The sequence below is a fragment of the Rhizobium sp. AP16 genome, assembly GCF_000281735.1.
Taxonomy (GTDB): Bacteria; Pseudomonadota; Alphaproteobacteria; order Rhizobiales; family Rhizobiaceae; genus Rhizobium; species Rhizobium rhizogenes.
The window spans coordinates 121,839-143,026 of record NZ_AJVM01000006.1 but is presented as its reverse complement, the minus strand read 5'-3'; the positions used below and the strand labels follow the sequence as shown (position 1 = coordinate 143,026).

Here is a 21,188-nt window from a genome sequence, read left to right as displayed (position 1 = left end):
GGCTTCATCGGCAGCCACACCGCCAAGCTTTTGCGCAAGCAAGGCTATGAGCCGATTGTTTATGACAATCTCTCGACAGGCCATGAAGAGTCGGTACGCTGGGGTCCCCTTGAAAAGGGGGATATTCTCGACACGCAACGCCTCGTCGAGGTTCTCACAAAATACAGCCCTGATGCGGTGATACATTTCGCGGCCTCGGCCTATGTGGGTGAGTCCGTTGAAGATCCAGCGAAATACTACGCCAACAATGTGAACGGCACTCATTCGTTGCTGGAAGCATGCCGCCGCACGGGTACGGACAAGCTGATCTTCTCATCGAGCTGCGCGATCTACGGCATTCCGGATCATCTACCGATCCGCGAGCACCAGATCCCGCAGCCGATAAATCCTTACGGCAGAACAAAGCTGATTGCGGAACATATGCTCGCCGATTATTCGGCGGCCTATGGGCTGCATTATGCGGCACTCCGCTATTTCAACGCGTCAGGCGCCGATCCGGAGCAAGAACTCGGCGAGTGGCATGATCCTGAGACACATCTGATCCCTCGTGCACTGCTTGCCGCAAGCGGCTCTATCGACTTTCTTCAAGTCTACGGCGACGACTACGACACGCCGGACGGCACATGCATCCGCGACTACATCCATGTCATGGATCTTGCGCGTGCTCACATACTAGCCGTTGAATATCTGATGAGAGGTGGCGCCAATCTCGCCGTCAACCTGGGTACTGGCCACGGAACATCCATTAAGGAGATTCTGACCGCGATCAGGCGAATCTCCCGATGCCCGGTGCCGGTCGAAATGCGTGCCCGTCGGGCAGGCGACCCGCCTGCGCTCTACGCAGCTTCGGGTCTTGCAGCCGAGAAACTCGGCTTTCAGCCTCTTTATTCAAACATTGAAACGATCATCCGAACTGCCGCTCCTTTCTTCGGATTGGAGGTGCACGAATGAGTATGCGCGAGATACAAGCTCAAGCAATACGAGACGAACCGCTAATGGTGCCAGTCCTGGCCGGTTATCGGCGCGCTGAATATCTTGCCGGCACCGCTTTATGGCTTGCCGCGGTTGTCTACTTCTGGCGCTGGTGGTTTGTCCCCGCGCACCATGTTTATCTTGTCGGATCCATTTTGGTGACCTCGGTGCTGGCGTGGGTCACAATCATTCCGGTCTACTTTATTGTCGTCTTCTACCGCGCGCGGAAACCAAGCGGACGGCTGCGTTTGCCTGCCGGCAGCCGCGTGGCAATGGTGGTGACGAAGGCACCATCGGAGCCTTTCGAAATCGTGGCTAAGACATTGTCCGCCATGTTGGCGCAAAAAGTGCCGCACGACACCTGGCTTGCCGATGAAGATCCTTCGCCCGCGACACTGGACTGGTGCCACAAACAAGGCGTTCATGTTTCCACTCGTAAGGGTCGTGAGGATTATCACCGCCAGACATGGCCGCGCCGTACCCGTTGCAAGGAAGGCAATCTCGCCTTCTTTTATGATCACTATGGCTATGCGCGCTATGATTTCGTTGCCCAGCTTGATGCCGATCATGTGCCGGAACCTGACTATCTTTATCAGATGCTGCGTCCCTTCGCCGATCCGGCCGTTGGCTATGTCTCCGCGCCCAGCATATGTGACCATAACGCCCATGAAAGTTGGTCAGCGCGTGGTCGTCTCTATGCCGAAGCCAGCATGCATGGATCGCTGCAGGCAGGCTTCAATGGCGGGCTGGCACCGCTTTGCATCGGCTCGCACTACGCCGTTCGAACCGCAGCCCTCAAGGATATAGGTGGGCTTGGGCCTGAACTTGCCGAGGATCACTCGACCACGTTGATGATGAACGCGCACGGTTGGCGCGGTGTTCATGCACTCGACGCCATCGCTCATGGCGATGGTCCGCGTACCTTCACAGATCTCATTACGCAAGAGTTCCAATGGTCGCGCAGCCTGATGATGATCCTGCTGCAATATTCGCCGAAGCTGGTCAGACATCTGCCATTGCGGCTGAAGATGCAGTTCCTGTTCTCACAGCTTTGGTACTGTCTCTTTTCGCTCTTCATGGCGTTGATGTTTTTCCTGCCCGTGGCCGCGCTTATAAGCGGAAGGATTTTCGTTGATGTGTCCTATCCTGACTTTCTGCTTCATTTCGTGCCACAGTCGGTGCTGCTGATCCTGCTTGCCTATCGGTGGCGCAAAACCGGCACCTTCCGGCCGGTGGATGCCAAGATTCTCAGTTGGGAAATGACATTGTTTCTGTTCGCCCGCTGGCCGTGGGCACTTGCGGGAACTCTGGCGGCGGTGCGCGACTGGGCAACGGGATCTTTCGTGGATTTTCGGGTCACGCCGAAGGGCACGTCTGATGTCGATCCGCTCCCTTCTAGAGTTCTCGCGCCTTATATCTTGCTGTCGCTGATCTCAGTTCTGCCGGTACTGTTCGTCGCCAATGCCAGAGACACCGGCGGCTTCTACATTTTCGCCACGGTGAACGCAGCCATCTATACGCTGCTCGTCTTGGTTATCGTTCTGCAGCATGCTCGCGAAAACATCGTGTGCATGGCCAGCCGCTTTTATCGTCCGGCGCTCGCCGGAAGCCTGCTCACCCTGATCGTTTTGCCATGTGTTGCCACCATCGAGCGCGGCCGTAGCGGCGTCGAGTCGCTGACCTGGGACACGAGCGGCTACACGCTGTTCGAATACCGTTTTTCGGTCGCGGGCGCCGGAATAGGCGGACATGACCTGCACAGGATCGTGTTCAATCCCCGTTGGCGCACGAGTGGCGCTGACACGAATTGATAACAGGAAAGGGCGCCATTGGCGCGAACGCAAATGAAAATAGCTGTTATCGGAACCGGATATGTAGGCTTGGTTAGCGGCACATGCTTTGCCGAATGGGGCAACACTGTTGTCTGTGTGGATAAAAATGCGCGGAAGATTGCAGACCTCCAGCAGGGCAGAATGCCGATCTACGAGCCCGAACTCGACGAATTGGTCGAGCGCAACTACGCCTCGGGACGGCTTGACTTCACCTGCAACCTGGCCGAGGCGGTAGACGGAGCCGCGGTCGTCTTCATAGCTGTCGGCACGCCGCCACGCGCCGATCATGGAGATGCGGACCTTTCCTTCGTCTATATGGCAGCGCGCGAACTTGCGCCGTTGATCGCGGACAACACGGTTGTGGTGGTCAAATCGACCGTGCCTGTCGGCACGGGGGACGTGGTGCAGAAGATCATCGGTTCTGTCCGCAAAGCCGGCACGTTCTCTGTTGCCTCCAATCCGGAATTCCTACGCGAAGGCGTTGCGGTCAGCGACTTTCTTGCGCCGGACCGCGTTGTGATCGGTGTCGAGGACGAGCGCGCGTCCAAGCGTCTTATCGAACTCTATGACGGTCCGATCGCGTCGCAGAACACGCCGGTTCTCATCACCATGCGACGCACCTCGGAACTGATCAAATATGCCGCGAACGCATTTCTGGCGACCAAGATCACCTTCATCAATGAACTGGCCGATCTTTGCGAACAGGTGGGCAGCGACGTAAACGAGCTGGCGCTCGGCATCGGGCTCGACAAGCGTATTGGGACAAGTTTTCTCACCGCCGGGCCTGGCTATGGCGGCTCCTGTTTTCCAAAGGATACGCTGGCGCTTCTGCGGACAGCGCAGGATCATGGGGTAGCTCTTCGCATTGTGGAGGAGACCGTCAGCGCCAATGAGGCACGTAAGCGACGCATGGCGCTGAAAGTGATGGAAGCACTTGGCAACGACATAGACGGCCTGACCATTGCCATCTTCGGCCTCACGTTCAAACCCGATACCGACGACATGCGCGATGCGCCCTCTGTGCCACTCATAGAAGCGTTGCAACGTTTCGGCGGCCGCATCCGCGCCTATGACCCTGTCGGCATGGAGAATGCTGCGAAAATCCTCAACGACGTCGAATTCTGTGACGACCCCTATGAGTGCGCGAGAGGCGCCGACGCCGTTGTCGTCATCACGGAATGGGAAACCATCAAGAAGATCGATCTGGCTCAACTCAAGCAGAACATGCGTCAGCCAATTCTCATAGATCTTAGAAACGCCTTGAATGCCGATGCGGCCGAACAGCTTGGGTTTCGCGTTTCATCCATCGGCCGGTCGGCCAGGACAGAGAGCGATATTCAAAACACCGCGAGGCGGAGGAACAGTACCCTACGGGCGGTCAACATAACAACGGCAAAAGCTGCCTCGGTTGCTGTGCGGGAGGAACAAAAATGACGTCATCGAACAACAAAGCCACCCACCTTGCTTGTGCGACAGCGCTGGCCTTCGCCACTGCGTTCGGGCTTACCGCGTCGAGCAATGCCGCCGCCGCCAAGGTCGATGTCAAGCTGCCGACAAGCGCCCGGCCCATGAGGGCGGGTGAACTCTATGTGCTTTATCGTGACAAGACTTGGCAGTGGTCCGATGGCGCGGGACGAATGCAGGATGCAGATCGCCGGTTTTTCGCCTGGATCGATGGAGCAGGAGGTCAGTCCTGGGCCGAGGGCCGTTGGACAGTAACCGATACGGGTCGCCTATGTTTGGTGGCGGCTTGGCATGCGACAAACGGCAAGTTCCCGGCAAAAACCTGCTTTGTCCATCAAATTAGCAATGGAACCATCTACCAAAGGCATGAGCCGGATGGGTCCTGGTTCGTATTTCGTCATGCCGTCGCCCAAAAAGCCGATGAGGCGGAGAAGCTGGTCGCTGATGACCTGGTTTCGCAGCGACTAGATGTCGTGAAAGCCACCTTGAGCGCGGGCAAAACCGAGCAGAAGAAGGAGACACTCCAATGAAAACCATATCCAAACTGACGGCAGCTATGCTTTGCACTGCCGCTATTTGCGGAGCAGCTTACACTGCCAGTGATGTTCTGGAGGCAAAGGCCGAGAACCAAAGCCTGTTCCATGACAAGAGGCCGATCATCACCCCGCAATCGCTTGCTTCGGGTGCCTATGATCCGAATGGGGATTTTGCCAACGACCATAATCCCAAGATCGAGCATCTCTTCCTAGCCTGGGAAGATGTCGATCTCGCAACTCTCAGCACGGCGGATGCTTATGCGCGTACGCGCGGGCGCGCATTGCTGATTACGATTGAGCCCTGGTCCTGGGCGCGCGACTGGCGCGTTGCGCCCGAGGATCTTTTGAGCGGGATTCTCGCCGGTCGCTACGATGCCAACATGGCAGCGGTGTGTTCGGCGGCAGCTAAGCTCCAGAGCCCCGTTACCATCCGCTGGGCCCAGGAAATGGATGAAAAGAACGGGCAATTCACTTGGGCCTACTGGAAACCAGAAGGCTATGTGAAGGCCTATCGGCATGCCATCACGGTATGCCGCCAAAGTCTACCATCCGCGAAATATATGTGGTCCCCAATGGGGAAGGAGGGACTTGAAGCCTACTACCCCGGCGATCGTTACGTTGATGTCGTCGGTCTTTCGGTCTTCGGCTACCAGCCATTCGATCAGAAAAAAATCGGACGGGACTCAACTTTTGTGGAAGCGACCAAGCCGGGCTACGACCGCGTTAAGGCCTTTGGAAAGCCGATCGTCATCGCCGAACTGGGCTATCAGGGGAATGACGCTTACAATCGCGCTTGGGCTGAAGAAGCCGCCAAGCCGCATGCCGAATTCCCAGACATGACAGCAGTCGTATATTTCAACGACCGTGAAGTCTATCCGTGGCCGGATGGCTTGGGTCGGCCGGATTGGCGTGTTGTTGCCAGCCCCCTCGTGAACTGATCACCGCAGTAAACAGCTGAAGTGGAAACAAAAATGTCTTCGTTCCGTTTCGTCATCTTGAATGCTGCGCTTGCGACGTTGCTGTTATTCGGGACAGCCAGTGCAGCAACACAACAACAGGCTGATCGGGTGATCACCCGCGCGGCCAGTAAGGCAATGCCAATGAGCGCCGCCGAAGTACGTAGGCTCTATGTTGGACGCTCGTGGGTATGGAAAAATGGTGCGGGTTTTTTCTCGAAAAACCGGCATCATTTCATCGCATGGTCGCATACAGGTGCCCAAAAGTCTTACGCAAAGGGCAGCTGGTATACGTCCAACAGGGGCAAGCTCTGCATGAATGCCCTTTGGCATAGCAGGAAATTTGCCACACAGAATGTCTCCTGCTTTATGCATCGTGAGAAAGCAGGGGTCATCTATCAGAAACGGGCATCGGGCGGAAAATGGTATGTGTTCCGGCACAATCCGCTCAAGCATGATGATGAGGTCCGCAAACTGCGGCGGGGTGACTATGTCAGCAAACACCTGCCGGGTTGAAAATCGGACGCTGGAATAGGGGCTATAGCGAAGTGCGGAAGCGAATTGTCTATCATCAATTCGTGCAACCGCTGTCTAAGATAGCAGCCCCTATTTCCGTCTCTTGAATGATCCGCAAGAACCTATATCTGCATCAAAATGTATTGCGCGCACGACAGTGCGATGTTCTTCCAAATCCGCTTGGTGTGCAAATATAGGGCGCACCCTTGAAATACTCCTCTGCGGAAACATTGACTTTCGCTGCACGGGGGTTCCCGTTGTAGAAGAACGTGTGATTTCTCTCATATTTTTTCATATATAATTCTATGGTTTTCTTTTCCGGCCGCTTCAAATCAGCTGCATTTACGCTGCTAAGTAGAGTTGTGGAAATTGCCAGCGCGCCGAAAGAAGCTAGTGCCAATTTTAATAGGCGATGATTAGGGCGCTCACTATATATGTGTCGATTCAACTTCATCAGTTACTTCCTGTGATTGTTGCTCTGTGTCATTTATGGCGAAAATTGTTTAATTTTTCGTCATAAGTTGCTTGATAATATTAAGGATTTCTGCTTAATTATTTGTTGCAATTTCAGGCCAAGGTCTGCAACAATGCCATCCTTAAGGGCGTTCATTTTGCGTAACTTGCGATCGCTGCCCAGAACCTTCGGTCGGGCGCCTTTTGCTTTCGCGAACTTGTCTGCCGTTGCGTTGCCTTTAGGCAGAACGCACTTCCCAAAATACAACACGGTAGCTTTCCACGTGTTTCTCTGCCCCTTTCTAAGGGGGCCATGCAATCAGATTCAGGCCATTTTTGGGTGTTCCTATACCGATTTAGGTATCCGGGAAAGGAACTGTTCTCTACGCCAAGATTATTTTCCGCCCTAACTGTTTGGTCTCGCTCATGTATTGGATGCTTATTCAGTACTTGGAGAACATACGGTAATTAAGACTGGACAACTTTCAGCGTACTATTGAAAGGCCGTCACAATGATGTGGAGCAAAGCTGATGTTTCTTCAGAACAGCCAACGTTTGTAGAAAGACGTCGGTGGCCGCGTATATCCCAGGTGCCGCTCTGTAGCGGAACCCAAGGCGTGCCGCAGCTCGTGTCCCTGCCGTTTTCGACTCGAGATCTGGGCTTGGATCAACAGTTTCCTGCGTGGCAGGATCGCATGGCGCCGCTCATAGATATGCGCTTGCCGGAGAATGCAAAAGTTGATGACTGTTTTCCGGTCAATCAAACCGTCTGGAATCTTGAAGGGGTGCTGCTTATCCAGCAAGCCACACCGGCTTTCAGCTACGAGCGCTCCGCCGAGAAGGTACGCTTTAGCTCCGTAGATCACTGGCAGATTACGTTCCTGCGCACCGGAAGAACATGGACCGGCGTCAATGGGCGGGTTGCGGAAAACGAGCCTGGCATGATGGAAATCCGCACACTCGGTTATCCTTTTTACGGACGTACCCTGAGCGCGGAATCGGTCACCCTGATCCTGCCTTATGATCTGTTTGCCGATCGAGGCGGACTGCCGGGCGCTAGCAACAATGTTGTTTTCAGCGGTGCGCGCGTGAAGCTTCTCTCCGATTACGTCGCCTTCCTCGAGGCGAATCTTGATCGTCTAACAAGGGATGATCTGCAGGGTGTAAGGAGCCAACTTCGGGAGATGGTGTTCCATTGCGTCGCGCCGCTTATGGATTGCCATATGGTCAACGACCAAACTTCGCAGATCGGGCTGATGACTCGAGCCCGGCGCTTTATCCAAAACAATCTGGGTTCGGAGGATCTGACACCTGAAACTTTGAGCCGTGAACTGGCGATTTCGCGCACCCGACTCTATGAGCTATTCCAAACATCGGGTGGCGTTTTGAACTATATCCGCAAAAGACGGCTTTTGGCCGCCCGCGCGGCGATTGCCGATCCTGCCGATAACCGAAAAATTATCGATATCGCCAGCAAATTTGGTTTCGATTCTGCAGCTAATTTCAGCCGCGCATTCACCCATGAATTCGGCTATAGCCCCAGCGAAGTGCGCAAGCATATGGGAGAGCTCAGGATCGAACACCCGCCACATACGGAGGAGCTGCCGACCTTCGATAGCTGGCTGAGCACACTTGGCCTTTGACGACCCACGGAGGCGATCGCCTTCTGGTTCGGGCAGTTCGCTTCGAACTCACGAATGGGTTGGGGTTGAGGGTTCGAATCCCTTCGCGTGCGTTATGTCGTTTGGCGTTCCATCAAGAGCCGGCGCGGCGTCGGGGCTAGCACCAATCGCGCGAAGATGCCGCAGCATGGTCGCCAACCACAATCCCGTTCAGCTCCGTTCGAAGTGAGGCTACGTTGGCTGCATGGCGGCTACCGCCCGTTTGCTGCCAAGAACACTGTCTCGCTGGCTTTCTGCTGGTCGCATGTTTGTCGGCGTTTTTACGAACTGGCCGCTGCCAGACCCGCCCCATTGCCACCGAGCCGCTGCGGCGCATTGCCGAGCTCTACAGAAACGAAGACAAGATACGCGGCCGGACACAAGATGATCGTCGTGCCATCAGACAGGACCATCAGTATCGCGTGCAGACGTCAGAGATAATGATCGACATCGCAACCATTCGCCTCATGCTCAATCGGCTCGTAGCAGGTTAATTCCCAAACACGCTCTAACTTCACGATGCCCTACTGGCTGTTCGGGGACATCACCATCTGTTCGGGCCGGATCGTGACTTCGAGAACATCGTCGGGCCGGAGCGGGGTGTCTTCCTGAGCGGCAATCTGCATCGTTTGCTCACCGTTCTTACGGTAGATGACAAGCGATGGGCCGCCCTCACCGCCGCGCATCTGCGCCTTGACCGCACCTGTATAGAGCAGCTTCTCACTTGAGGCGCGAATCCTGCCCGCAAGTTTCGCGATCTCGATCGAGGTATCACGCAAGGCGTCGTTCAGCTGCGTGTTGTGTTGTTCGTCCTGAATTTCGATGTTGCGGGCGAGCTCGTCCCTGTCGTGCTCGGCCTGCACAAGCCTTGCCTCGGTGTCGCCCTGCTGGCTGCGAATTTCGGCGAGCGACCGGCGTTCATCATCGACGCGGTTGGCCATGACGAGGCCCTTGGATGCGGATATATTCATCCGGTCGACGGCACCCTGTTGAAGTGTGATGCTTTCCTCGTTCCGCTCCTGCCTATCCTGAAGCGCCTTTATGGTGCCTTCAGCATTTTTCACGGAAATCTGCAGGAATGTGCGCTGTTTTGCATAATTGGCGAGACGCATCTTCAGGTCGCTTTCTTCGAAGGAAGCGATTTCGTCCAGCGTCTTGCGCTGCAGCGGCGCGGAATAAATACTGGTAAGGTCGATGTCAGGCGTCCTGTTCAGTTCTGCCCTCAAGCTGATGGCACGCGCCTTCTGCCGGGCGAGGTCGATCCAGAGGCTCTCGTTTTCACTCTTGAGATCCGGAGCGGTCATCAGGGGATTTTCGGTTCGGAAGCGCAAGGCGTCGTAGCCGCCGGCAAGCGCGATAGCATGCCTGACGGTCAATCCCGGCCGATAGGGCACGGCGCCCGGACGCGACACATCGCCTGAAATATAGAAAGGCCGGAGCTCGACTATTTCCACGGAAACGTCGGCGGACTGGATCCGCCCGTCTTTCGTCAGGCCATCGGTCAGCGCCACGCGCAGATCGTGGATCGTTAGACCTTCACCGTGTAGTTCGCCCAGAAACGGGACGGAGATGTTGCCATCGATATTGACGGTCACGCGACGCGCGAAGTCGGCGACACCGAATACGCTGAGCTGCAGAATGTCGCCGGGACCGAGCTTGTAGACATCTCGCTCGTCAGAAAAGCCTTTTTGAGGCAACAGCGAAAGCGCGGCGACAATGCTGAGCGCCGAAAGACTGATGATCTTCATTGTGTGATCCCCTTTTCTTGAACTGCGTTATCAACCTCGGGCTGTTTCACCTGTATCCAGTCGACGAGAAGATTTGCTGGCAGGTGCGTCGATGCGTCCGGCGATCCGGGCCACGAACCGCCGACAGCCAGATTGACGAGAAGGTACATCGGCTTGTGCATGTCCGGCGGTGTCGGGGTCGAGAAGATGATTTGGTCGTCCAGAGACCAGACGAGGCTATCCTTCGTCCAGGTGACACCATAGACATGGAAATTGTCGGACAGATCGGTGGTGACAAGCTCCGTGCCTTTTTGTGCCGATCGTGCACCGGCTGGAATGTGAAGGCTGCTGTGGGCGGTTACGTGCAGCCTGCGTGTATCCTGACCGAGTACCTCGAAAACGTCGATTTCCGGTGGCCATGTCTTGTCCGCGGGAAGCAGCCAGAATGCTGGCCACAAGCCTTTTCCACTTGGCATCCGGGCACGAATCTCCACTCGGCCATAGGTGAACGAAAAGCGGCCAGCCGTCGTCAGCATGCCCGAGGCATATTCAAATCCTGCCGTGTGAATACGAAGGCCTTCGGGAATTTTCGACGCGCGTATAGCCAGAATGCCGTTGTCGATCGTAAATGGCGCCAGCGCCTGCACGGCGGCATTGTCGCCATTCGGTCGCGGATCGACATAATATTGCATTTCCCTGTTGCTGGCATTGTTGCGCGCGCCCCATGGGTAGAGAGGTTTCCATGTTCCCTTGCCGCCAGCTCGAAAGTCCAGCGTTGAAAAGTCGTCCTTGAAGATCGTCTTCCAGCCGGCGACGGAGGTCTGCGCAGGCTCCTGCTTGACGGCGGCCGCCTGTGCCGAGCTGAAGAAGGCAAGAAACGCCAGCGTGGCTGCTGCTATTCCCTGTAAGCTGACGATCCGCCATGACGCAGTCACCGTCAGCATGCCCAGCCGGCACATCAACGCGACCATTGCGGCCAGCATCAGCAGACTGGCTGCGACATTGCCCCAGGCCTGTCCATCAATGCCCGCCAGACTGTTGCCGATTGTCATCGCGACCAACAGTGTGCCGAAACCGACGGCGAACAGTTTCATGGAATCCAGGCCCGGTGATTGAGACCGCACGATGATCATAGGTACGATCCAGACCATGGCGCCCAACGATACGCAGGAAACCGCGAGAGCGATCGTTGCAGGCACGGCTTCCGTATAGGCGGGGAAGATCGCGGCAATCACACGATCGCTGACGAAGACCGCGCAAAGGGCGACAAGGCTGAGCGCGAGCGTGACGACGAAGACCTCTCTCTCGACGACAGCTGAATCTTTTTGGAGCGATTGGCCACTCATGCGCGCCAGCATCTTCGGATAGCGGACCTGTGCGATGGCCGCCATGATGCCGAGCCCGATCATGGCTAGGCTCGCTCCAAAGGACAGCAGCCCGAGATCGTGCGGTGAAGACAGAACCGACGATATCCATCTGTTGGCGCTGAGATAGAAGGTCCATGACGCGTTGAAGGCGAAAAGCGGCAAGGCGGCTTGTGCCATCGAGGCAAGGGGTGGGCGTTTCTTCAGCCGCGGCAGCGGACGGGCCAGCAGCACCGCACAAAGCGTGTAATAGATCGCGACCGCGGCAAACGAACCGTCGACCCCACCCAGGACTAGACCCGCCAGACGTGGCACGGTCATGGCGATCTGCAGAATGAGCGCCAAGACGGTGAATTCCCAGACCCTCGACGCGGCGCGAAATAGAGTTGCCGGCCCATTGGCAATCATGCCCATGATGCCGCCAGTGATGGCGAAAGTTGCTCCGAGAATTGGCAGATCCACCCCAAACCCGTCGACGAGCAGCACAATGGAAATGCTGGCCGCCAGGGCGATCGCCCCAACGATCCAGAGCGTGACGAGGATCTCGAGACCGGCGTGTTCGGCAATTGCGTTCGACTTCCCCGGAATTCGCTTGTCAGCCAGTTGCGACATCCCGAGATCGGCGCGGCTGGCATAGGTAAACAGGCTGGTGAGAAGGGCGAAAGTCCCGAACTGGACAGGATCGAGCAAGCGGGCTGCCATCAGGGTTGTGCCGCTGCCGAGCATGGTCAGCAGCAGAGTACCGACAGCGTATGTAATCGGCCAACCGAACCAGGCGAGATGAGGCGACATTCGTAACCGGTGAAACACGGCCGGCACATGGCTGGTGGCGAAGCCGGAGATATCCGGCGTGGTGTCTGTGTCGAAGGCGGTCGTCATGATGCCACCGGGTTGCGTAAGGAGCCGGTTTCCACTCTGACAGCGCAAAGCAATCCACAAATACGCGCGAATACAAAAATCATGAGCTGCTGTTCTCCTGCGGAGCGGGAATATCACTGTGGACCGTGGCGGGCTGCGACGAAGAATGGAGCTCACCGGCGAGCACGATGAAAAAGGCAAGCGTCAGAAGGCCGGGAGTGGCAAACAGGCTGACTTCAGCAATGCCGATGATCATCACGAGCAGGACGACCTGATCGCGGACGGCGTCGGGCCTCGTCACCATTCGTTTGATCGCGATGCCGAGGAAGACGAATGCCGGCAGTGATCCGAGGAAGCCCATGCAGAGGAGCGTCTGAACATACATGTTGTGGGCATTGACAGGGTCGCCGGCAAAGTTGCGCCCTACGCTGCCCATCATGAGTGCTTCTGTGCCGTTGAAACCCCAACCCAACAGCGGCTTGCGCGCGATGAGATCGGATGCCACGGCCCACAGTTCCGTGCGTCCGGTGAGCGTCACAATCTCTGTCGCGGAGCCGGAGCGTGCCAGGGAGCCCAGGAATGGCGACATGCTCGGGAGCCCGCCAATCGCAATAAGCGGCAGCGCGATGGCTCCGACCACGAGAGCGATGCCGGCCATTGGCCTGAGATAGTGCCTTTCACGCAGTTCAATGATGATGCAAGCTGCCATGGCGGCGGCGGCACTTGTACGGCTTTCGGCCGCGATCAATGCCCCAAAGCCCGCGATCAGCGCCGCGATAAAAACCCAGCGGTTGAGAATTCCACGGCGATAGCAGATGATTGCGAAGGTCACCAGCACCGCTGCCTGTTCACCCAAAACGTTGGGATGTCCGGAAAGACCACGAAGACGGAAATCTGCCTCGAAAGCCGATGGCGGCAGCCAAGCCGCATCGGGAAAGACGATTGCGGCCACCAGTCCCGACACGACGAAAGCCAAAAGGGTGAACGTGGCCAAACGCAAGGTCGCCTGAAGCCCGAGGACCGAGACGCTAAGGCACGCCAGCATCAGATAGGCGACAAACCCCAACGCATTGGCCACGGTATAGGCAGGTGTCAGCGACCAGGCGCCCGAAGCGATCGCCAGCAGGCCGTAGAGGGCGCCAAGAGCGATGGTCGGCTCGCGGACATAGGGAAGCAGACGCTGAAAGTTCGCAAGGCAAACGAGCGGTATCAGCATCCAGGTGGCAAGCTTCAGCCCGTTCTGCCAATCCAGTCCCGTCTCACCCGATGCGCGCTGGCGTAGGCTGAGGCTCAGGCCGAAAATGACGAAGACGAGCAATGAGGCCACGGCCCACCGTCTGCCAAGGGCGGCGGCGATGAGAACCAGAGCGAATCCGGCGGCGCCGATGATGCCGAACGGCGCCAGAGCTGCGGCCGGATTTTGAGGCATTGTGAAGCATAAGCCGAGCCAGGTTAAGCCAATCGCAAGGGGGATGGCAAAAACCAGGCCCGGCTCAGCCCAACGGACTGCTGAACTGTGGGCGGGTACAGTCATATTTTCAACAGCCGTTTTGCATCGCGACGGATCGCGGACGCATTCATGCCGGCGCCTGCAAGAAACGCCATACCAAGAGAGCCTGCCGCATAGAGGGGCAAGATCGGGAAGACCGGCCTGACAGGAACCGTTGCCGGCGAGAGGACCTCCGCATCGGGCTTCAGAGCCTCCAGCGTCGGCGCTCGGGTCTTCAGCCGGGTTTGTGCGTCTGCCAGAACTTGGGCATCGTTGTCGGCTTCGCGACGCAATTGATCGAGGCGCAGGCCTGCCTTACGTCGCTCGACCATGTTCAGCCGGATCTTGTCGATCTCTGCGGAGAGAAGTTGTTCACGCTCAGCCCAATTGTCGGCTTCCACGCGAACGCTGGCGACGATCCGGTCGCGCTCAACCTGAGCCTGCTCCAGAATGTTGCGCGATTCCGTCGACATCACCGCAAGCCGAGACATGCTTTCAGTGAGGCTTTGGTTCAGGCGCTGTATGGTTGGCGATGCCAGAACTTCCGGTGCACTGTCCAAGGTGCCCTTGGATTTCATGACTTCGAGACTATCCGCACGGGTCCGTGAGTCGATACTGCGCGCCCGTGCAGTTGCAAGCTCCGTGCTGAGGGCGCTCAATTGAGCCTCGAGCGAGATTTCGGCGCCCTGGTCGATAAGGCCCGATTTCTCAAGGAAAGCCTCCATCTCGGAAGCCGATGTATTCGCCCGGTCGCGTGCCTGGCGCACATGGTCCTCGAGAAGCTTGTTCATGCCGTCGACGTTTTCGATCTTGCGTTTGACCTGGGCGTCAAGATAGGCGGATACGAGCGACTTGGTCAGCATGGCCGCCTTCAACGGGTCATTTGAGCGAAAGCCGACATTGACCGTGTAGGACAAACGGTTGCGATTGACGACCAGCTTGGCCCATAGATTACTTCTCAGCTTGGAGGCCTCCGGCGTATCCGCGGAGGACACGTTGCCTGCCATCACGTCCTTCGCAGAGGGTGAGGGCGTATTGCGTGCCAAGGTTTCCGGCAGAATACTGTCCAGCATGCTGATGACGGTACTATGAATCTTGCTGGCCAATCCCTGCTTCACCTTGAACTCGTCGTCCATGGCGAGTTGGTTGGCGTCGATCACGTTTTGGGCAAGGGCTACTGAATTGAAGGCGTCGAGAGCGGAGATGATGGAATTCTCGTCCAGAGGCTGCCGCATGGCCTGGGCATAGTCCGTCTGGCCTTCGTTATCGGTCGGACGCAGCACCAGGGTTGCCGTCGATTCATAGACGCGCGGCAGCATCGGCCAGGCAAACAGCGCGATTGCAATGACGGCCGTTCCTCCGAGGAGAAACCGACGAAGCGAATAACGGGGGGCCGGGTTTCCCGGCGCGTCGTGGGTCGTATCGGGGCTGAGCGCATGGTTCTCCGTCGCGGGAGCGACAAGCGTGATCGGCGAAACAGGATCGGCTGCATTTTGTTTTGTCATTGCGTTTCATTGCCTCCTTCAATTGTCTCAGTTGCGAACAAAGGCATACATTCTGCCGCGCAGGGATCCGGAGATCATGCGGAAGCCGGTGTAGAGTGTTGTGACCACTAGAAACTGGTTGAAGGACAGAAAGCCCGCCTTCAGGAAATGTAGCCTGAAGCGCACTTCGTTGGTGACATAGCGCCAACCACCACGGCGTTCGTTCAATCCCATTCCCGTTCGCGACTTGATCAGGACCTTTGGAATGACGTGAAAACGTACCCCGGCCAGCACCAATCGTATCCAGAGGTCATAATCTTCCAGAAGGCCGAATTTCGAATTGTAGCCTTCGGCGGAGCGCAGGAAGTGCGCTCTGATTGCCACAGATGGATGAACGATGATGTTGCGCCAGCGCAAAGCCTGCACGACAGCATCATGAACCGTCGGTGCCACGCGCAAGCGGGTCGATGAGGGGTTCTCGTGATAGAATTCCTCGGCCCAGCTTGCGACGAGGCCGATCTCGGGGTGGGTTTCAAGAAATTCGACCTCAACCTGGATCCGGTCGGGAAGACAGATATCGTCGCTGTCCATACGCATGATCACCGACCGGGTGCAGACGCCAAGCCCGGCATTAAGTGCACGGGCGAGCCCCCCATTTTGTTGCAGCCGCAACACCGTGAACTCCCACGGCGCATCCAACGTGGCAAAAGTCGCGATTACCTTTTCCTGAGCCTCGTCGATCGCACCGTCAATAACGAGTACGATCTGATCCGCCGGGCGCGTCTGGATGCGCAGGCTTTCAAGGCTCGCATAGAGATTGCTGGCCACTTCCCGCGCATAGGTTGCCATGAGAATCGATACGCCGGCTATTTCTGAACGGTTGCCACCATCGAAGGCAGCAGCATCGGACATAACGACGTTCTTCATGGCTATCGCGCTCCCTTGCGGGACAGAAGAACACCTACCGTCCGCATGAGAATTTTGAAGTCCATGAACAGCGTATGCTGCAGTACATACTCGCAATCGAGTTCGACCCGTCGCTCATAGCTGAGATCATTGCGCCCGCTGACCTGCCATAGGCCGGTAATGCCAGGCAGCACGCTGGCGTATTCGCTGACATGCCGGTTGTAGTGGCTGAGCTCCGCACTGGTAACCGGGCGTGGTCCGACAAGGCTCATGTCTCCCCGTAGGACATTGATCAGTTGTGGAAGTTCATCAAGGCTGGTCGCGCGCAGGAATTTCCCCGTCGGCGTGATGCGCGGATCGAATAAAAGTTTTTGATCGCGAACCCATTCAGCCTTGGCCTGCGGGTGGTACGACAAATATTCCTGCAGGCAGCCGTCTGCATCAAGCATCATCGTGCGGAACTTCAGACAATCGAACGGCGTGATGTCCTTGCCGACACGCACATGCCTATAGATGATCGGACCACCATCAAGTGCGACCAGCAGGCCGATAACGGCGAATAGCGGAGCGGTGACTAAGAGCAGGACAAGCGAGGCGCAGATATCAAATGCCCGCTTAACATATGCGTTGAACGCTCCTTGTTGCGGCAGATATCTCACTGCCGGCATTGGCCGAAGCGATCTAATGTCTTGGCTGAGTTTCGGCGGCTGGTTCACGGGATGCTCCTCTATGGGTCTGGTTACGGCAGAGATTGTCGGCCGATCCGTGTTTCCTCAGGCAGAGCACATCATTTGTGGCGCAAGGTTTGCAAGGAAACAGAGGAGGTAATCCTAATGAATATCGCTCATACGAACTAATGCGAGTTATAACGTGAATATTGTTTATCGAAAAAAGAAGTATAATTACAATATAATGACACTTTATTCGATGTCACGATGGCCATTATGAGTAGCAACGAATATTTATGTGTTACGAAAGTATTTGACAACATAAATAAAGTATTTATTAATTTATATGCGCGCCATCGTTGTAAGACGAACGCAAATAAGAACGAAAATTGGGGTTTTGCATCTTTCTCGTCGGGAAAGGGGGGTATTTCTATGCTCAGCCCGGCTTATATATTTGATTCTAGTCGGTTATTCCGAGAAGGCACTCGGCTTATTCTCGGGTCGTCGTCTTTTGAGGTAGTCGGAATGGGGGAAACCCTGGAGGATCTCCATGAATTGCCGAGGATGGAGTCTCTCGCAGTATGCGTGATTGGCACGGTTGCCAACGTGGCGATTCTGGATTTTGTGACGGCCGTGCTGTCGATCAATCCAAAAGTGCGCGTCGTCGTGCTTGCCGATACTTATAACCACGCTGAGGCGACAGCCATCCTTGACCGGGGTGCGAAAGGCTATCTCCATAAAGGCCTCTCGTCGGAGAGTTTTATAAAAGCTTTGCAGCTGATCTCTGAGGAATGTTCGGTGATCTCGGGCTGGTCCGTTTCGAGCGCGGGCGGCCGGGACGATCCGCGAACGCCCGCGTTACCGGCTGACAAGCCCGACTTGCGACTTCTGGCGCTCGACGATGCGAAATCATTTGCGCTTAAACAACTTGCGCTGGGTGACGCGATCATCTGCCCGGATGCCGGCTCGGATGTTTTCGACGTTCACGAACATGACGCGCACATGGCCGCGGCGCCAGTTCAGACAACAAGGATCGTCAACGGCGTCCGCAATCTCTCCCCAAGGGAAAAATCGATCCTAAAACTGGTCATGGGTGGAGAGTCGAACAAGCAGATCGCGCGCAGGCTGGAAATCACCGAAAGCACCGTCAAGGTCCATATCAAGACCATACTGCGCAAGATTGACGTCAGGAACCGCACTCAGGCGGCAATATGGGCAATGGCGGATCCAGATTTTCTTGAGTCCCGCCAGCACACGTAAACGGCATGCATGCCGCAATCTCTCGGCCATCCATCCGGCAGCTCTGCTGATCGCTTTAAAGTTTCATAGCAAGCGCGACGCGCGGAATATCCGATGCATCGAGAATGAACTGGACAGGCGCGTAGGCGCGTGTCCGCGCGAGCAGCGCGGCGGCCTGTCGCTCCTGTCCTTCGCCGAATTCGAAAGCCAGCCAGCCACCAGGCTTCAGAAATTCGAATGCCTCCCGGATGAGGCGTTGCTGGATCGAAATCCCGTATGGGCCGCCGTCGAAGGCTTCGCGAGGTTCATTTTCCAGGAGATGCGCGCGATCCGCCTCGAGGCGGCCGGTCGAAATATAGGGCGGGTTGCAGACGATGAGGTCGACGCGACCTTCCAGCCCGATGCTTCTGATATTTTCGAACATGTCACCCTGAACGACACTCATCCTGTCCTGTAGGCCAAACCGTATGACATTGCGCCAAGCCACATCGACCGTCTCTGGCGTCAGGTCGCACGACCAGACCTGGGCGTCAGCAATATTCATTGCGATTGCAATTCCCAGATTGCCGCAGCCGCAACACATGTCGACGACGATTGGGGTGACTGTGCCCTGACTGAGACGGTCGATGCACACCGTTCCCAGCAATTCCGTCTCCTTGCGTGGCACAAGAACGTTCGGCCCGAGCTCGAAGTCGAGGTTCATGAAGGTTACTATGGTCTCTTTCTCTGTGGGCATCGTGGGAAAGTCCTCGGTCTGTCGGGTGAAGTAAGGTTTGACGTTCGTCGTCTGCGTATCGTTCGCTCTCGCATTGTCTGTCACGATCTTGATCCCTCTTGTCCTGGCAGGCGGCTCAACGCGCCCCTTTGCCTCGCCCACATTTAGCTGAGCGGATGTTCCCATTGGAGGCTGGGTGCGTAAAGGCAATGGAGCTGGGGCATGCGGGTTACCTACCTTCGGCTGAGGGTGGGTGTGTCTACCCCTTCCAGTCGGGGTAGTCCGATTGCTCCATTGCTTCCCCCGGTCCGCACCGACAAGCTTATGGACGACGGGAACGTTGCAGAGGCGTTTCCAATGCCTTCGTCCCGCGGGGAGTTTGTATGTGCGGCATTCTGGGATATTTCGGAAATGGCATGGTACCGGCTGATGCCGTAAGCCTGCTAGAGCGGATGGCGGGATCTCTCCAGCACCGTGGTCCCGACGAAGATGGCGTATTCACCAGCGTCGGCGTTGGATTAGGACATCGTCGTCTTTCCATTGTGGGTTTGGTGGATGGCCAGCAGCCGATGTCGAATGTCGACGGCTCTATTTCAATCAGTTTCAACGGCGAGATTTTCAACCACGTCGAACTACGCCAATCCCTGGAAGCCAAGGGATACGTCTTCCGGACTACGTCCGACACCGAAGTCATCATTCATCTCTATCAGGATATAGGCCCCGATTGCGTTTATTTGCTGAACGGCGATTTCGCTTTTGCGATTTGGGACGCCACCAGGCAGCGCATGCTGATCGCGCGCGATCGTATGGGTGTACGTCCGGTTTTCTACGTCGAACATTCGCGGATGTTGTTTTTCGCCTCCGAGGTCAAGGCCCTACTGAAGGTGCCGGGGATTGATGCAGAGATTGATCCTTTCGCGTTGGATCAAGTGTTCACCATGTGGGCGCCGGTGCCTCCGCGCACCATGTTCAAAGGTGTCTCGGAATTGCCGGCGGGTCATCTCATGATCGTCGACACCAACGGCGTTTCGATACGCCAGTACTGGGATGTTTCGTTTCCGGATGCCGGCGACATGGCGGATGAGCGCGATGAAGCCGATATCGCTGAAGAACTGCTTGCCTTGCTTGACGATGCGACTGCGATTCGCATGAGAGCGGATGTTCCGGTGGGCGCCTATCTGTCTGGAGGGCTCGATTCATCGATCATTTGCGCCTTGGCCAAGCCCTATGCGACAGCGGGTCTGAGGACGTTTTCCGTAACTTTCGACACCGCTGAGCATGACGAGAGCCATTTTCAGAACGAGATGGTCCAGGCGCTTGGCACGCGGCATTCGGCCGTTGCCTGCGGGCCAGATCAGATAGCCGGCATCTTTCCTTCGGTAATCGCCCAAACGGAAAAACCTGTCATTCGCACGGCACCAGCGCCTCTCCATCTCCTGTCACGTCATGTCCGCGAGGAAGGGATGAAGGTCGTGTTGACAGGTGAAGGTGCGGATGAGGTTTTCGCAGGTTACGATATTTTCAAGGAAGCCCGCGTTCGCAGCTTCTGCGCCAGGCAACCGGCCTCGTCCCGCCGCCCGCTTCTGTTCCGGCGGCTTTATCCTTATTTACCCGGCTTGAGCCAGCAGACACCGGAAGCACTTGCCGCCTTTTTCGGCGCTGGCAATGCCAATTTAGACGATCCATTGTTCTCGCATCGTCCACGGTATCGCAGCACGGCGGCAGCGAAAATCTTCTTTTCCTGCGACCTCAAGGCAAGGCTTACCGGCTATGATGCGACCGACGAGGTTCTTTCCCGGCTACCTAGGGATTTTGCGCGTTGGCATCCGCAGCACCGGGCGCAGTACCTGGAAACGAAGTTTCTGCTCCCCGACTATATTCTGTCCAGCCAGGGTGACCGCATGTCGATGGCCCATGGCGTCGAAGGGCGGTTTCCGTTCCTGGATCATCGCCTGGTGGAGTTTGCGTCGCGGATTTCTCCGGGAATGAAGCTCAAGGGTTTCGTCGAAAAGCATATCCTGCGCAGAGCAACAGCCGGCCTTTTACCGCCATCGATCGGAAACCGGACCAAGCAGCCTTACCGCGCGCCCGACAGCCGTTCGTTCTTTGCCGGGCAGGAACCGGCCTATGTCGAACGCCTGTTTTCGCCGAGGGCGCTGCAGGAAACGGGTTTGTTCAATCCGGCGGCCGCCGAAAAGCTGCTTGCGAAATGCAGGCGGCAAACCGACGGCTTTCGGGACAATACGGCCTTCGTCGGCATCCTGTCGACGCAGCTATGGAATGAAACATTCGTAACGCGATCGGCCGGGGATAGGGGTGATCGCGAAATGACAGCCGTGATCTGAAGG

Annotated in this window: 17 protein-coding genes and 1 pseudogene; 10 read left to right on the top strand and 8 right to left on the bottom strand. The window is 56.6% G+C overall.

Annotated elements, in window-relative coordinates; translation table 11 throughout:
* From galE to PMI03_RS05210, 6 genes are all read left to right on the top strand, one after another.
* Nucleotides 1-951: UDP-glucose 4-epimerase GalE (gene galE, locus PMI03_RS05235; protein ID WP_007690594.1), on the top strand; the 951-nt coding region annotated here is incomplete at its 5' end.
* A complete protein-coding gene (locus PMI03_RS05230) occupies nucleotides 948-2,783 on the top strand; it encodes a glycosyltransferase family 2 protein (protein ID WP_007690592.1) in 1,836 nt (611 codons plus the stop codon). The genes galE and PMI03_RS05230, both read left to right, overlap by 4 nt.
* 33 nt (nucleotides 2,784-2,816) lie before the next feature.
* Nucleotides 2,817-4,238, top strand: a complete 1,422-nt coding sequence (locus tag PMI03_RS05225) for a UDP-glucose/GDP-mannose dehydrogenase family protein (RefSeq protein ID WP_034522312.1) — start codon at nucleotides 2,817-2,819, stop codon at nucleotides 4,236-4,238.
* The gene (locus tag PMI03_RS05220; RefSeq protein WP_007690589.1) at nucleotides 4,235-4,798 is read left to right on the top strand and encodes a DUF995 domain-containing protein; all 564 of its coding nucleotides are present in this window, start codon (nucleotides 4,235-4,237) and stop codon (nucleotides 4,796-4,798) included. Before PMI03_RS05225 ends, PMI03_RS05220 begins: the two co-directional genes overlap by 4 nt.
* Nucleotides 4,795-5,742 carry a glycoside hydrolase family 26 protein gene (locus tag PMI03_RS05215; protein WP_007690588.1) on the top strand — a complete coding sequence of 316 codons (948 nt, stop codon included), beginning with the start codon at nucleotides 4,795-4,797 and terminating at the stop codon, nucleotides 5,740-5,742. Before PMI03_RS05220 ends, PMI03_RS05215 begins: the two co-directional genes overlap by 4 nt.
* A 33-nt stretch (nucleotides 5,743-5,775) precedes the next feature.
* Entirely contained in the window at nucleotides 5,776-6,276 is a 501-nt protein-coding gene (locus PMI03_RS05210; RefSeq protein WP_007690587.1) for a DUF995 domain-containing protein, read from the top strand.
* Nucleotides 6,277-6,409: 133 nt separating this feature from the next.
* On the opposite strand, the gene PMI03_RS31480 is transcribed toward PMI03_RS05210, so the two are convergent.
* Complete coding sequence (locus PMI03_RS31480; RefSeq protein ID WP_007690586.1) at nucleotides 6,410-6,730, bottom strand: hypothetical protein; 321 nt, start codon at nucleotides 6,728-6,730, stop codon at nucleotides 6,410-6,412.
* Between the two features lie 511 nt (nucleotides 6,731-7,241).
* Between PMI03_RS31480 and PMI03_RS05200 the strand changes: the two genes are divergently transcribed.
* A complete protein-coding gene (locus PMI03_RS05200; protein ID WP_039973629.1) occupies nucleotides 7,242-8,372 on the top strand; it encodes a helix-turn-helix domain-containing protein in 1,131 nt (376 codons plus the stop codon).
* 249 nt (nucleotides 8,373-8,621) lie between these two features.
* A pseudogene (locus PMI03_RS30885) lies at nucleotides 8,622-8,800 on the top strand (transposase); the annotation flags it as partial.
* A gap of 114 nt (nucleotides 8,801-8,914) precedes the next feature.
* Here PMI03_RS30885 and PMI03_RS05195 read toward each other — a convergent pair.
* From PMI03_RS05195 to PMI03_RS05170, 6 genes are all read right to left on the bottom strand, one after another.
* The gene (locus tag PMI03_RS05195) at nucleotides 8,915-10,138 is read right to left on the bottom strand and encodes a polysaccharide biosynthesis/export family protein (RefSeq protein WP_007690584.1); all 1,224 of its coding nucleotides are present in this window, start codon (nucleotides 10,136-10,138) and stop codon (nucleotides 8,915-8,917) included.
* Nucleotides 10,135-12,360 carry a family 16 glycosylhydrolase gene (locus PMI03_RS30695; protein ID WP_007690583.1) on the bottom strand — a complete coding sequence of 742 codons (2,226 nt, stop codon included), beginning with the start codon at nucleotides 12,358-12,360 and terminating at the stop codon, nucleotides 10,135-10,137. The genes PMI03_RS05195 and PMI03_RS30695 overlap by 4 nt, the downstream gene beginning before the upstream one ends.
* A 79-nt stretch (nucleotides 12,361-12,439) precedes the next feature.
* Nucleotides 12,440-13,768, bottom strand: coding sequence for an O-antigen ligase family protein (locus tag PMI03_RS05185; protein ID WP_309574323.1), 1,329 nt, complete (start codon nucleotides 13,766-13,768; stop codon nucleotides 12,440-12,442).
* Nucleotides 13,769-13,869: 101 nt separating this feature from the next.
* Nucleotides 13,870-15,333 carry a hypothetical protein gene (locus PMI03_RS05180; RefSeq protein WP_007690580.1) on the bottom strand — a complete coding sequence of 488 codons (1,464 nt, stop codon included), beginning with the start codon at nucleotides 15,331-15,333 and terminating at the stop codon, nucleotides 13,870-13,872.
* Nucleotides 15,334-15,360: 27 nt separating this feature from the next.
* Nucleotides 15,361-16,239: a glycosyltransferase gene (locus PMI03_RS05175; RefSeq protein ID WP_007690578.1), complete on the bottom strand. Its 879-nt coding sequence runs from the start codon at nucleotides 16,237-16,239 to the stop codon at nucleotides 15,361-15,363.
* A gap of 2 nt (nucleotides 16,240-16,241) precedes the next feature.
* The gene (locus tag PMI03_RS05170) at nucleotides 16,242-16,934 is read right to left on the bottom strand and encodes a sugar transferase (protein WP_007690573.1); all 693 of its coding nucleotides are present in this window, start codon (nucleotides 16,932-16,934) and stop codon (nucleotides 16,242-16,244) included.
* Between the two features lie 477 nt (nucleotides 16,935-17,411).
* Between PMI03_RS05170 and PMI03_RS05165 the strand changes: the two genes are divergently transcribed.
* Nucleotides 17,412-18,146, top strand: coding sequence for a response regulator transcription factor (locus PMI03_RS05165; protein WP_007690571.1), 735 nt, complete (start codon nucleotides 17,412-17,414; stop codon nucleotides 18,144-18,146).
* Between the two features lie 55 nt (nucleotides 18,147-18,201).
* On the opposite strand, the gene PMI03_RS05160 is transcribed toward PMI03_RS05165, so the two are convergent.
* Complete coding sequence (locus PMI03_RS05160; RefSeq protein WP_007690569.1) at nucleotides 18,202-18,945, bottom strand: HemK/PrmC family methyltransferase; 744 nt, start codon at nucleotides 18,943-18,945, stop codon at nucleotides 18,202-18,204.
* 278 nt (nucleotides 18,946-19,223) lie between these two features.
* On the opposite strand from PMI03_RS05160, the gene asnB reads away from it, so the two are divergent.
* A complete protein-coding gene (asnB, locus tag PMI03_RS05155; RefSeq protein WP_007690559.1) occupies nucleotides 19,224-21,185 on the top strand; it encodes an asparagine synthase (glutamine-hydrolyzing) in 1,962 nt (653 codons plus the stop codon).
* Nucleotides 21,186-21,188 lie beyond the last annotated feature (3 nt).

Coding starts and splice junctions, on each gene's coding strand:
- PMI03_RS05230 (WP_007690592.1), top strand. CDS start 948: ATGAGTATGCGCGAGATACAAGCTCAAGCAATACGAGACGAACCGCTA.
- PMI03_RS05225 (WP_034522312.1), top strand. CDS start 2,817: ATGAAAATAGCTGTTATCGGAACCGGATATGTAGGCTTGGTTAGCGGC.
- PMI03_RS05220 (WP_007690589.1), top strand. CDS start 4,235: ATGACGTCATCGAACAACAAAGCCACCCACCTTGCTTGTGCGACAGCG.
- PMI03_RS05215 (WP_007690588.1), top strand. CDS start 4,795: ATGAAAACCATATCCAAACTGACGGCAGCTATGCTTTGCACTGCCGCT.
- PMI03_RS05210 (WP_007690587.1), top strand. CDS start 5,776: ATGTCTTCGTTCCGTTTCGTCATCTTGAATGCTGCGCTTGCGACGTTG.
- PMI03_RS31480 (WP_007690586.1), bottom strand. CDS start 6,730: ATGAAGTTGAATCGACACATATATAGTGAGCGCCCTAATCATCGCCTA.
- PMI03_RS05200 (WP_039973629.1), top strand. CDS start 7,242: ATGATGTGGAGCAAAGCTGATGTTTCTTCAGAACAGCCAACGTTTGTA.
- PMI03_RS05195 (WP_007690584.1), bottom strand. CDS start 10,138: ATGAAGATCATCAGTCTTTCGGCGCTCAGCATTGTCGCCGCGCTTTCG.
- PMI03_RS30695 (WP_007690583.1), bottom strand. CDS start 12,360: ATGACGACCGCCTTCGACACAGACACCACGCCGGATATCTCCGGCTTC.
- PMI03_RS05185 (WP_309574323.1), bottom strand. CDS start 13,768: ATGCCTCAAAATCCGGCCGCAGCTCTGGCGCCGTTCGGCATCATCGGC.
- PMI03_RS05180 (WP_007690580.1), bottom strand. CDS start 15,333: ATGACAAAACAAAATGCAGCCGATCCTGTTTCGCCGATCACGCTTGTC.
- PMI03_RS05175 (WP_007690578.1), bottom strand. CDS start 16,239: ATGAAGAACGTCGTTATGTCCGATGCTGCTGCCTTCGATGGTGGCAAC.
- PMI03_RS05165 (WP_007690571.1), top strand. CDS start 17,412: ATGGGGGAAACCCTGGAGGATCTCCATGAATTGCCGAGGATGGAGTCT.
- asnB (WP_007690559.1), top strand. CDS start 19,224: ATGTGCGGCATTCTGGGATATTTCGGAAATGGCATGGTACCGGCTGAT.